This is a genomic window from Ruegeria sp. PrR005, assembly GCF_010500245.1.
GTDB classification, from domain to species: Bacteria; Pseudomonadota; Alphaproteobacteria; order Rhodobacterales; family Rhodobacteraceae; genus Ruegeria_B; species Ruegeria_B marisflavi.
The window spans coordinates 244,326-256,599 of record NZ_JAAGOX010000011.1 but is presented as its reverse complement, the minus strand read 5'-3'; the positions used below and the strand labels follow the sequence as shown (position 1 = coordinate 256,599).

Here is a 12,274-nt window from a genome sequence, read left to right as displayed (position 1 = left end):
TCGCTGATCGACCCCACCGGTTCTTGGCCGGTGGGGTCGCTTTTGTGAGTATTTTCAGCGAGATGAAGACGTTATCCCAGTTCCGCCAGACGCGCCAGCGCCTCGTCGATGCGGGCCTCTTCCTCTTCGCGGGCGGCGAGGTTATCGCGGGCCTCTTCAACCACTTCGTCCGGCGCGGACTCCACGAATTTGGGGTTGTTCAGACGCCCGCGCAGCCCGCCCAGCTCCTTGGCGAGCTTGGACTTGGCCTTTTCCAGCCGGTCCTTCTCGGCGCTGATGTCGATGATCTCGGCCAGCGGCAGGCCAAAGGCGGCGCCGGGGGCCGCGATCGAGATGCAGCCCTTGGGCATGACATCCGCTTTGGTCAGGCTGTCGATCCGCGCCAGACGCTTGATCAGCGCCTCGTTCCGGTCCCAGGCGGCCTGTCCGTGATCGTCGATTTCTGTCACGATCATAGGGACATAGAGGCCGGCAGGCACACGCATCTGGGCGCGCGCGGACCGCGTGTTCTCGATCACCGAGATCACCCAGTTCATTTCGCGATCTGCCTCCGGATCGACCAGATCGGCGGCCTTGTAGGTGGGCCAGTCGGCATGCACCAGCATCTTTGCCCGCTCCGCTGTCAGCCCCCAAAGCTCTTCGGTGATGAAGGGCATGATCGGGTGCAGCATGATCATGCACTGGTCCATCACCCAGGCCATGGTGGCGCGGGTTTCCTCTTGCGCGGCGGTGTCGTCGCCTTGCAGCAGGGGTTTGGAAAGCTCCACATACCAGTCGCAGACCTTGCCCCAGACAAAGGCGTACAAAGCGTTTGCAGCGTCGTTGAAGCGGTAACTGTCGAGCGCCGCGTCCACCTCTTCGCGCACGCGGGCGGTTTCGCCGATGATCCAGCGGTTCACCGCGAATTGACCGTTTTGTACGTCTTCCAGACGGATGATTGACCGTTTTGTACCGTCATAAACGCCGTTCATCTCGGCAAAGCGGACCGCATTCCACAGCTTGGTGGTGAAGTTGCGGTAACCGGTGATCCGCTCTTTCGACAGTTTCAGCACGCCGCCAATCGCCGCCATGGACGCATTGGTAAAGCGCAGGGCATCGGCGCCGAATTCGTCGACGATCTCCAGCGGGTCGATGACGTTGCCGGTGGTCTTGGACATCTTCTTGCCCTTCTCGTCGCGGACGAGCTGGTGCAGATAGACGGTGTGGAATGGGACCTCGTTCACGACCGCAAGCTGCATCATCATCATCCGGGCGACCCAGAAGAACAGGATGTCGAAGCCGGTGATCAGGACCGAGGTGGGGAAGTACCGGCGCATCTCGTCGGTATCCTCGGGCCAGCCCAGCGTGCCGATGGGCCAGAGGCCGGAGGAGAACCAGGTGTCGAGGACGTCGGGGTCGCGGGAGAGGATAACGAAGTCCTTGGCGTCCTTTTCGCTTTGACCATCGACCAGACGGAACGCCTCTGTGTCGTCGACTTCCACCAGAAGGTCGATTGCCCCCGAACTTTCGTTAACTTGAGAGACGCCATAGTAAGCTTTCGCCAACTCTGCAGCTTCTTGGAAAGTAGGCGCGCAGAAAGGTACACGCTCTGACGTCTCGTAGTCTTTGCCGTCTCTCAGCGGATAGTTCGGGTCAACTTTCGGCCCATACCAAACCGGAATCTGATGCCCCCACCACAGCTGGCGCGAGATGCACCAGGGCTCGATGTTTTCCAGCCAGTGGTAATAGGTCTTTTCACCGCTCTCGGGGATGATCTTGACCGTGCCGTCGCGCACCGCGTCCAGCGCGGGGCCCACGACCTTTTCGGCGTCGACGAACCACTGGTCAGTCAGCATCGGTTCGATCACCACCTTGGAACGGTCGCCAAAGGGCTGCATGATGGGCTTGGCCTCGACCAGCGGCACGATGGCATCTGCCCCCTCGGCGCCGGGTTTCAGCGCGGCGGTGCCCAGGCGCGGGTCCGAGGCCACGGTCATCACGGCGAGACCCTCGCTGGTGATTTCGTCCACCACTTTTGCCCGCGCCTCGAACCGGTCGAGGCCGCGCAGATGGTCGGGGACGAGGTTGATCGCGTCGATCTCGTTCTCGGTGAATTCCTTGCCGCGTGCATAGTCCTGCGCCTTGCCTGCTTCTTCGGCATAGGGCGCACCGTCGGCCCGCATCTGGCCGCGCGTGTCCATCAGGCGGTAGAGCGGGATGCCGCCGCGCTTGGCCACCGCATAGTCGTTGAAGTCATGCGCGCCGGTGATCTTGACCGCGCCCGAGCCGAAATCCTTGTCTGGGTATTCATCGGTGATGATCGGGATCTGGCGGCGGTGCTCTTTCGGACCCACGGGGATTTCACAGAGCTTGCCCACGATGGGCGCATACCGTTCGTCCGAGGGGTGCACGGCCACGGCGCCATCGCCCAGCATGGTCTCGGGCCGGGTGGTGGCGATGGAGATATAGTCGCGCTCTTCCTCGAGCACGATGTTGCCGTCTTCGTCCTTTTCCAAATAGGTATAGGTGGCCCCGCCCGCGAGCGGGTATTTGAAGTGCCACATATGACCCGCGACCTCGATATTCTCGACCTCGAGATCGGAGATTGCGGTTTCGAAATGCGGGTCCCAGTTGACCAGTCGCTTGCCGCGATAGATCAGGCCCTTGTTGTACATGTCGACAAAGACCTTGATCACCGCGTCATGAAAGTTCGGCGAATTTTCGTGGCCGGTGCGCGGGTCGCCCGCGGCGCCCGCCATGGTGAAGGCATTGCGCGACCAGTCGCAGGAGGCGCCGAGGCGCTTCAACTGCTCGACGATGGTGCCGCCGTACTGGCCCTTCCACTCCCAGACCTTCTTGAGGAACTCCTCGCGGCCCAGTTCGCGGCGCGAGGGCTGCTGGGTGGCGGCCAGCATCTTTTCCACCTGCATCTGGGTGGCGATGCCCGCGTGGTCCTGACCGGGCTGCCAGAGCGTGTCGAAGCCGCGCATCCGGTGCCAGCGGGTCAGGATGTCCTGAAGCGTGTTGTTGAAGGCATGGCCCACATGCAGCGCGCCCGTGACGTTGGGCGGCGGGATCATGATGGTGAAGCTTTCGTCGCGCGAACGGTTCGCGCCCGCCTTGAAGGCGCCGGCCTCTTCCCAGGCCTTGGTGATGCGGGCCTCGGCCTCGGCCGCGTCGAATGTCTTTTCCATCGCCATCGTGGTGATCCCTTCGGTCAATCGAGGGATCAATTACCCAAAGGCGGGGCGAAGGAAAAGGCGGCTGGCCATGTTTTCTTGCTGCATCGGGCCGGATCATGGGTTGAGGGGGCGGAAATGAGTATTTTTGACCAGAACGAAGCGGCAAGTCTTTGTTAACCAGAATCGCCGCAGGCTGGGGAGGCGGTACAGGCTGGAGAGCCGATGACCGCACCAGGAAGAAGCCGCCCCTGTCCCGCGGCAGGATTATCCCCTTGCGGACGGACGGCCGCCGGATCGGGGCGCTTCGTTTGCTGCTTCTTTCTGGTTACAAATACTCAAATGGCGTAGCGGTGGGGCCGGGCGCATCGCAGGGGTCTATCCTGCTGTCTGATACAGCGGCACCGCGCTGCTGGCGCCCTGGGCCAGGGCCTTGGCCTGATCACTGCGGATGCGCTCGTAGAGCGCCAGCGCCTCGGAGACAAAGAGGCGTGCGGGTGCTTCGACAAGGATGAAATTGCCCGAAGTGCCGCTGCCGCGCGCGGGCATGGCATGGTCGCGCTCGGCCACCAGCTGGCGCGCATTGGGGGTGAGATAGCGGATCGCCATGCCGATGCGACGGAAGGTTGTTTTCGGAATAGGTATCGGTATGCGCAGGATCGGGTTCTTGTGGCTGCCCGCCACGAAATCCATGCAGCCGCTTTCCACCGTCGCGGGCGACAGCGCCCGCCTGCCGGTTTCGGTCCTGGCTGCTGGATCACCCGGGGGGGGGGCGCCGGATCAGGCGCCCAGGCGGGTGCGGAAATAGGCCTCGACCCGCTTGTAGGCGGGTTCGTGGAAATGCAGCGTCAGCAGGGAATGCCGGTTGCCGGGGTATTCGACCGTGTCCAGCCCGTCGCCGAACACCTCCTCCATCCGGCGCATCAGGCGGGCGGGCGACATCCGGTCGCCGCGATAGCGCAGCGCCAGGCCCGGACCCTTGGCAGCCATGCCGGCGCAGGTCTCGGCAATATCCGCCTCGCTCATATGCAGGGCACCGCCGCCCAGCAGCGGCAGCGCGGGCTGGCTGGCAACCCCGCCCAGCACCGCGTCATCGGCCATGAGTGTCAGGGCGAAACTGCCGGTCAGGCACATGCCGATCACGCCGATGCCCGGCCCCCCCTGGCGGTCGCGGATGTGGCGGGCCAGCGCGCGCATCCAGCTGGCGACCGGGCTTTGCCGCCCTTTGAGGAAGATGTTGAACTCGCGCCGGATGCAGAACAGCCGGGCCATGTTGCGGGCCATGGTGATCTTGCCGAAGGTGCCGAAGAGATGCGGCAGGTAGACGGTAAAGCCCGCGCGCACCAGCCGGTCGGCCAGGTCGAGCGTTTCGGGTCCGATGCCGGGCAGCTCTTGCAGGATCAGGATCGCGGGACCATTGCCCTTGACGTGAACCGGGTGCGTTACCTCCTGGCCGCCGTCGAGGGCGGCGGTGAAGTCGAAACGTGCATCCGGTTCCCAGCTGGTCATGCAAGCTTATACACTTAATGCGCGCATTTTTCCATGATCAACACCTGCAACACTCTGTTTTCGGATTGGCTCGGAAACGCCGGGGAACGGCGGGCGGTCACTGGACAATGGCCCGGGCGGGGCTAGTGTCGGAACGCAAGCACCCGTGCAGGAGAGACCCATGGAAAAGTTTGGAAAAAGTCAGCCGGTGACCCGGGTCGAGGACAGCCGGTTCCTGACCGGACAGGGCCGTTACATGGAGGATGTCGCGCCGGGTGGAGCGCTGGTGGCGATGTTCTTTCGCTCGCCCGTGGCGCATGGCGAGATCCTGGATCTGGATATCGACGCGGCGCGCACGGCGCCGGGCGTGCATCTGGTGTTGACGCTCGCTGATCTGGAGGCCGCCGGGATCACTGTGGGCATGACCGGGGCCGCCATGCCCAACCGCGACGGCAGCAAGGGAGCATCGCCCGAGCGCCCGATGCTGGCGCGCAACCGGGTCCGGTTCGTGGGCGAACCGGTGGTGGCGGTGATCGCCGAAACCGCGGATCAGGCGCGCGACGCGGTCGAGATGATGGGCATGGATATCCGCGACTTGCCGGTGAAAACCGATGTGGGTCCGGGCGGGCCGGTGCTGCACCCCGAGGCGCCCGAAAACCGGGCCTTTGACTGGGGGATGGGCGACCAGGCGGCGACCGAGGCCGCCTTTGCCGCGGCGGCGCATGTGGTGTCGCTGCGGGTCGATGATAACCGGATCATCGCCAATTCGATGGAGCCGCGCGGCTGCTTTGCCGAGATGGTCGAGGGGCGGCTGCATTTTTCCTATGGCGGGCAGGGGGTCTGGGCGCTGAAGGCGCAACTGTCCGAGAAACTGGGCCTTGCGCCCGAGGAACTTCGGGTGACCACACCGGATGTGGGTGGCGGCTTTGGCATGAAGGCGTTTCCTTACCCCGAGTATTTCTCGGTCGCGCATGCGGCGCGGGTATTGGGCCGTCCGGTGCGCTGGATGTCGGAACGGACCGAGGCCATGCTGACCGACAACCACGGCCGCGATCTGAGCTCGGTGGCGGAGCTGGCCTTTGACGCCGATCTGAAGATCACCGCCTACCGGGTGCGGACCCGCTGCAATCTGGGCGCCTATAACAGCCATTTCGGGCAGGCGATCCAGACGCAGCTGTTTTCGCGCGTGCTGACCGGGGTCTATGACATCCCATCGGTCTGGTTGCAGGTCGAGGGCTATTACACCAACACGACCCAGGTCGATGCCTATCGCGGCGCGGGTCGGCCCGAGGCCATCTATGTGCTGGAGCGCGCGATGGACCGGGCGGCGCGCGAACTGGGTGTGTCAGGGGCCGAGTTGAGGCGGCGCAATTTCATCCGGCCCGAGGCGTTTCCCTACAAGACGCCCACGGGCGAGACCTATGACGTGGGCGCGTTCGACCGGCTGCTGACGCTGGCCGAGGCGGGTACCGCCGGGTTCGAGGCGCGGCGCGCGTCGGACGCCGCGCGCGGCCTGCTGCGGGGGCAGGGCCTGTGTTACTATATCGAAAGCATTCTGGGCGACCCTTCGGAAGGGGCCCGAGTCGTGTTCAACGAGGATGGCACCGTGGACCTGCTGGTTGGCACGCAGTCGAACGGACAGGGGCATGAGACGGTTTATGCCCAGTTCCTATTGGACCAGACCGGCATTCCGGTGGATCGGATCCGGGTCGTGCAAGGCGACAGCGACCGGATCGCGCAGGGTGGCGGCACCGGCGGATCGCGTTCGGTCACGGTGCAGACCCATGCGACGCTGGCCACGGTTGACCGCATGGTCGCCGCATTCATGCCCTATCTGGCGGGCAAGATGGGGGTCGAGGAGAGCGACGTGACATTCGATAACGAGACCTTTCGCGCGCCGGGGTCGAACCTGACGCCGACGCTGCTGGAGGCAGCCGAGATGGCCCGGGTCGACGGGCGTGTCGAGCTCTTGACCCATGAGGCGCGCGCGACGTTGCCGGCGCGGTCCTATCCCAACGGCGCCCATGTTGCCGAGATCGTGATCGACCCGGAAACCGGCGCCGTGCATCTGGACCGGTACCGGGTATGGGACGATTTCGGAAATCTTATCAACCCCTTGCTGGCCGAGGGGCAGGTGCATGGCGGGGTGGCGCAGGGGCTGGGCCAGGCGCTGATGGAGCATGTGGTGCATGACAGTGAGGGGCAGCTGCTCACGGCATCGTTCATGGACTATGCCTTGCCGCGCGCAGGCGACGTTCCCATGATTGGGTTTACCTCGGTGCCGGTGCCGTCGACAGCCAACCCGATGGGGATGAAGGGCTGTGGCGAGGCGGGCACCGTGGGGTCGCTGGCCGCGATCGCCAACGCGGTGCAGGACGCGCTCTGGGACCGGGGGGTACGGCAGGCGGACATGCCTTTCACGCCCCTGAGATTGTGGGAACTGCTGAATGCTGAACCTGTCGTGGCTGAATAGACGTCTGCTTGGCTGGCTTGGCCGGCCGCTCAGCACCGAGCACTCGGGCGAGACCCGCGAGCGCGGGCCGCAGACCCATGTGATCATCCTGGACGGTACCATGTCGACGCTGGAGCCGGGGAACGAGACTCATGCCGGGCGCCTGTTCCGCCTGATCTGCGAGATGGGGCCGCGCGCCTCGGTCTATTACGAGGCTGGGGTGCAGTGGACCAGCTGGAAGACCACGACCGACGTGATGGTCGGGCGCGGGCTGAACCGGCAGATCCGGCGCGCCTATGGCTATCTCGCCTCGCGCTACCGGCCCGGCGACCGGGTGTTCCTGTTCGGCTATTCACGCGGCGCATTCGCGGTGCGGAGCCTGGCGGGGGTGATCGACCTGGTCGGGCTGCTGCGGGCGGAACATGCGACCGAGCGCAATATCCGGCAGGCTTACCGCCACTACGAATGCAACCCGAACGGCGCCCATGCGGCGGATTTCCGGCGGCTTTACTGCCATTCGGACCTGCCGATCGAGATGGTGGGGGTCTGGGACACGGTCAAGGCGCTGGGCTTGCGGCTGCCGCTGTTGTGGCGGCTGACCGAGGAGCGGCACGCGTTTCACAGCCACCGGCTGGGCCGCAGCATCCGGCACGGTTATCACGCGCTGGCGCTGCACGAGACGCGGCAGGTGTTCGAGCCGATCCTGTGGGACTATGACCCGGGTTATGACGGCCATGTGGAACAGGTCTGGTTTCCCGGCTGTCACGGTGACGTGGGCGGGCAGCTGGGCGGGTTCGAGGCGGCGCGGCCGCTGTCCAACCTGTCGCTGGTCTGGATGCTGGAGCGTTCGGAGCGCCATCAGTTGCCGCTGCCGCCGGACTGGCGCGCGCGCTTTCCCACCAGCGTCGCGGCGCCGTCGGTGGGCACCTGGCGCGGCTGGGGCAAGATATTCCTGTTCCGTTCGGCCCGCCGCGTCGGCCGCGACCGCAGCGAACGCCTGCATGAGAGCGTGAGCGCCGAAGCTTTGCCGGCCGGCCTGCCCGCGCTCGATACGCCGACACGCAGTTTCGGCTGAGTAGGGCCGGTTTCCAGATTGCGCGCCTTGCGGCGCAAGACGATGTCTCGGCGCCGTTCCGTCGCCTCGGGCGGGCGCGTGTGGCGGGCGGATGGCCAGCTTTTTTCAGCGTCAGTCCGGTGAAGAGGGAGGGAGCCTCCGGCGGGAGTATTTTTCACCAGAAAGAAGCCCGAACGCGTGTTGCTTCTTTCTGGTTTGACATACTTCGGGGGGCCTAGCCGCGCGGGATGTTCAGGACGATGCAGGTGGTGGAGCCGGTTGCGTAAAGGCGGCCATCCGCGACGCCCCTGATCTCGCCATGGGCGACGCCGGTGGAGCGGCCGACGTGATCGGCGATGCCGACGCATTCGACCTCGGTCCCGGTCGGGATCGAGCGAATGATGTTGATCTTGTATTCCAGCGTCGTATAGGCGGCGCCCTGCGGCACCATCGTCTGCACCGCGCAGGCCATGGCGCTGTCGAGAAGGGTGCCGTACCAGCCGCCATGCACGGCGCCAAGCGGGTTGCAGACATCGAAGGTCGGTGTGCCGCGAAAGGCGACGCGGCCTTCGGCGACCGCGTGCAGGTGATAGCCCATGGTGCGCGCGATGGGCGGGGCGGGCAGGCGTCCGTCGAGGATGCCCTGCATGAAGTCGAGCCCGGAGATATTGGCCATGTCGGCCGGTCCCAGCAGCTCTTCGGGTCCGTTGGCGAAAGTCATGGCGCGTTCCTCCGGTTCAGGGTCGAAGGAACGCTAGCAGGGGCCGCGGGATGCTCAACCGTTACGCGACGTTCTGGAGCGCCACCTTGGGCGTGACGCCCAGCGCGTGGCAGACATCGCGGGTCAGTTCGGGACGGTTCAGCGTGTAGAAATGCAGCTTGTCGACGCCGCCGTCGATCAGCTCCGAGCAGAGCTCGGTGCAGATGGCGGTGGCCAGCAGATCCTCGCGCCCGTCGCGGGTGGCCTTGTCAAAGGCGTCCTCGACCCAGGCCGGAATATAGGTGCCACAGCGGCGGGCGAAGTTGCGCGCGCCTTTCCAGTTCTCGATCGGCAGGATGCCCGGGGTGATCTGCTTGTCGATGCCGGCCTTGGCGCAGGCGTCGCGGAAACGGAAGAAGGTTTCCGCCTCGAAAAAGAACTGGGTCAGCGCCTCATCCGCCCCTGCGTCCAGCTTGGCCTTCAACCAGTCAATGTCGGCCTGGGCGCTGGCGGCTTCGGGGTGGATGTCCGGGTAGGCGCCGACCCTGATGGCGAATTTGCCGGTTTCGGCCAGGGCCTGGATCAACTCCACCGAATTGGCAAAACCGCCGGGATGCGGCGTGAAGTGGCCTGCGCCCTGGGGCGGGTCGCCGCGCAGGGCGACGATGTCGGTGACACCGGCCAAGGCAAAACTGTCGGCGATGGCGAGGGTTTCCTCGCGGCTGGCCTGCACGCAGGTCAGGTGGGCCGCCACGTTGAGGCCCGAGGATTTGTGCAGCGTGGCCACCGCGTCGCGGGTCAGCTCGCGGGTGGTGCCGCCGGCGCCATAGGTCACCGAGACGAAACGGGGGGCCAGCGGCGCCAGTACCTGCACCGTATCCCAGAGCCGGAACGAGGCTTCGAGGTTTTTCGGCGGGAAGAATTCGAAGGAGATCTGGGGGGCGGTCATTTGTGCGGTCATCCTGCGCAAGGGGCGGTGTTTCGCCTCTTGTCGCACCCGCAGCATTGTGAAACAACTTCATAATACTCAAGAACAACATGAGCGATACTGTAGGATGCATATCGAATTCCGGCATTTGCGGACCATAAAGGCGATCCATGAATGCGGCGGTCTGGCCCGCGCCGCCGATCAGCTGAACATCACCCAGTCGGCTTTGAGCCATCAGATCAAGGGGTTGGAGGATCAGGCGGGGGTGGAGCTGTTCGTGCGGCGGTCGAAGCCGATGAAACTGTCGGCGGCGGGAATGCGCCTGCTCAGGCTGGCCGAGCAGATCCTGCCGCAGGTGGAGGCGATGCAGGCCGAGTTCACCTCGCTGCGCGACGGGAAGTCGGGGCGGATGCATATCGCCATCGAATGCCATGCCTGTTTCGAATGGCTGTTCCCGGTGCTGGAGGCGTTTCGAAAAAGCTGGCCAGATGTGGATGTGGATATCCGGCCCGGTCTGGCGTTTGATGCGCTGCCCGCGCTGCAAAAGGAAGAGGTGGATCTGGTTGTGTCCTCGGACCCCGAGGACATCCCCGGCGTCGAGTTCGTGGAACTCTTCGATTACAACGCGGTGTTTGTCGCGGCCTCGACCCATCCATTGGCCGAGAAACCGTGGATCGAGGCCGAGGATTTCCGGGGCGAGACGCTGATCACCTATCCGGTGGAACGGTCGCGGCTGGATGTGTTCAGCCAGCTTCTGATCCCGGCCAAGGTGGAACCGGCGCAGGTGCGTCAGGCCGAACTGACGGCGGTGATTCTGCTGTTGGTGGCGTCGAACCGGGGGGTCTCGGTGCTGCCCGACTGGGTGGTGCGCGAGGTGAAGTACAGTTCCGATTATGTGACGCGGCCCTTGACCGAGACGGGAATCACCCGGCGGCTTTATGCGGCGGTGCGCCGCGAGGATCTGGAAAAACCGTTCGTGCGGGAACTGGTCGGGCTGGCCCGGACCGAGGCGCGCAAGTTGCAAAGCCAGTAGGGCGGGGTGAACCCGGGGGCGTCCCTGCCGGAGGGGCCGAGGGGGCGCTGCCCCCGTCGCGCTTTGCGCGACTCCCCCGGAGGTATTTTCGACCAGAAAGAAGCAGGGTCAGATGCCCTGGTACATGTAGCTGTCGCGGTTGGCCTTGGCGCGTTCATAGCGGTCGGGTGAGGCACCGGCGGGAATGCCGTCGCCCGTTGGCAGGCACCCGGCCAGCAGGGCCAGGGCGAGGAGGGTGGCGGTGCAGCGGGCAAGGCGGCGCATGGCGGGGTCCTTTGATCGCGCGGGATGTCGCATGAGGATCAGGTAAGCGTCCTGCGCGCGGTTTCAACTACTGGTTGGTTGCGGCCAGATAGCCGATGCCGGCCGCCAGCAGCAGGCCGAGGACCACGGCGATGGTGATCTTGATCGCCGACCAGGGGCGTTCGCCCTGCACCCGGCCGGTGCGGCCGTTGACCACGAACCGGTAGGTGGTGCCACGGTATTTATAGGCGGCGAGCCAGACGGGCAGCAGGATATGCTTGAAGGTCACATTCGACACGGTGGTGTCGATGGCATGGATGCGCTGCTGGTCGCCACCGATGTCGAAACGCACGTCGCGCTCGATGACACGGGCCATATGCGCGCGCGCCTCTCCATGCGCCTCGGCCAGCTCGACGGTATAACCCTCGGCCCGGAACCCGGCCAGATATTCGGGCCGATAGGGTTCGAGCGCGGCCAGGTCCCAGGGTTCCAGCGCGTCGGTGTGGGATTTTGGCAGCGAGCGCGAGGCCAGCACCAGCACATCGTCGAAGAACCGGGCAACCCGGCCCGATTTCGGCGACCAGCGGATCTTGGGCACCTGTTCGGTCACCGTCTTGCCGTCGCGCACCACGGTGCGGGTCTCGTAATAGACGGTGCCGCGCTCGCCCCGGTAGCTGGATTTGGTATCGGCGTCGAAGGTCCAGTAGGGCACATAGATGCCCTGCATCCGGCGCCCCTTGCGGGCATATTCCTTCAATCCGTTCGGCGCGAACCAGAGCCGACCCAGCCAATCGGTCATCGCCTGGTGGGCGCTGCGCTCGTCCAGCGAGAAGGGCAGCACGCCGCGCGGCTTGATATGGCGGTGGATGCCGGTGTCGGTCACCACCGGGGTGGCGCAGAACGGGCATTCGGCGGCGTGGGTGTCGGGGTCGAATTCCACCTGCGCCGCGCAATTGGGGCAGGACAGGACGCGGGTTTCCTCGATCTCGGCCTCGGGCAGGGTCTGGGCCATGGCGGCGTCGAAATCCAGCTCGCGCAGGCTGGCGCCCTTCCACGGGTCGGCGCGCATCGGTTCGGTATGGCCGCAATGGTCGCAGACCAGCGTGCCCGCGCCCGGATTGAACCGGTAGTCGGCGCCGCATTGGGCGCAGGGAAAGCGGTGCTCCTGCACCGGGGCCGGGGCGGCACCGGGCGGGGGCGGGGGGGTATCGGTCATGC

General features: G+C 65.3%; 10 protein-coding genes. 3 read left to right on the top strand and 7 right to left on the bottom strand.

The window, feature by feature from the left end; all coding sequences use genetic code 11:
- Positions 1-71: 71 nt before the first annotated feature.
- The 3 genes from G0P99_RS07785 to G0P99_RS07775 form a co-directional block, all read right to left on the bottom strand.
- Entirely contained in the window at positions 72-3,179 is a 3,108-nt protein-coding gene (locus G0P99_RS07785) for a valine--tRNA ligase (protein ID WP_164129257.1), read from the bottom strand.
- Positions 3,180-3,536: 357 nt separating this feature from the next.
- Positions 3,537-3,851, bottom strand: coding sequence for a hypothetical protein (locus G0P99_RS07780; protein WP_164128816.1), 315 nt, complete (start codon positions 3,849-3,851; stop codon positions 3,537-3,539).
- An 87-nt stretch (positions 3,852-3,938) separates the two neighbouring features.
- Positions 3,939-4,667, bottom strand: a complete 729-nt coding sequence (locus G0P99_RS07775; RefSeq protein ID WP_164128815.1) for a dienelactone hydrolase family protein — start codon at positions 4,665-4,667, stop codon at positions 3,939-3,941.
- Positions 4,668-4,827: 160 nt separating this feature from the next.
- Here G0P99_RS07775 and G0P99_RS07770 point away from each other — a divergent pair, with 160 nt between their 5' ends.
- Positions 4,828-7,119: a xanthine dehydrogenase family protein molybdopterin-binding subunit gene (locus tag G0P99_RS07770; RefSeq protein ID WP_164128814.1), complete on the top strand. Its 2,292-nt coding sequence runs from the start codon at positions 4,828-4,830 to the stop codon at positions 7,117-7,119.
- Positions 7,094-8,173: a DUF2235 domain-containing protein gene (locus G0P99_RS07765; RefSeq protein ID WP_370462730.1), complete on the top strand. Its 1,080-nt coding sequence runs from the start codon at positions 7,094-7,096 to the stop codon at positions 8,171-8,173. Before G0P99_RS07770 ends, G0P99_RS07765 begins: the two co-directional genes overlap by 26 nt.
- Positions 8,174-8,387: 214 nt before the next feature.
- Here the strand turns inward: G0P99_RS07765 and G0P99_RS07760 are convergent, their stop codons facing one another.
- Both G0P99_RS07760 and metF read right to left on the bottom strand, forming a co-directional pair.
- Positions 8,388-8,873, bottom strand: coding sequence for a PaaI family thioesterase (locus G0P99_RS07760; protein WP_164128813.1), 486 nt, complete (start codon positions 8,871-8,873; stop codon positions 8,388-8,390).
- A gap of 61 nt (positions 8,874-8,934) precedes the next feature.
- Entirely contained in the window at positions 8,935-9,801 is an 867-nt protein-coding gene (gene metF, locus G0P99_RS07755; RefSeq protein WP_164128812.1) for a methylenetetrahydrofolate reductase [NAD(P)H], read from the bottom strand.
- Positions 9,802-9,907: 106 nt separating this feature from the next.
- On the opposite strand from metF, the gene G0P99_RS07750 reads away from it, so the two are divergent.
- On the top strand, positions 9,908-10,813 hold the full coding sequence (locus tag G0P99_RS07750; RefSeq protein WP_164128811.1) for a LysR family transcriptional regulator: 906 nt from the start codon (positions 9,908-9,910) through the stop codon (positions 10,811-10,813).
- Positions 10,814-10,921: 108 nt separating this feature from the next.
- Here G0P99_RS07750 and G0P99_RS07745 read toward each other — a convergent pair whose 3' ends face one another.
- Both G0P99_RS07745 and G0P99_RS07740 read right to left on the bottom strand, forming a co-directional pair.
- Complete coding sequence (locus tag G0P99_RS07745) at positions 10,922-11,110, bottom strand: hypothetical protein (RefSeq protein ID WP_164128810.1); 189 nt, start codon at positions 11,108-11,110, stop codon at positions 10,922-10,924.
- Positions 11,111-11,144: 34 nt separating this feature from the next.
- Positions 11,145-12,272, bottom strand: coding sequence for a TFIIB-type zinc finger domain-containing protein (locus G0P99_RS07740; RefSeq protein WP_164128809.1), 1,128 nt, complete (start codon positions 12,270-12,272; stop codon positions 11,145-11,147).
- Between the last annotated feature and the right edge of the window lie 2 nt (positions 12,273-12,274).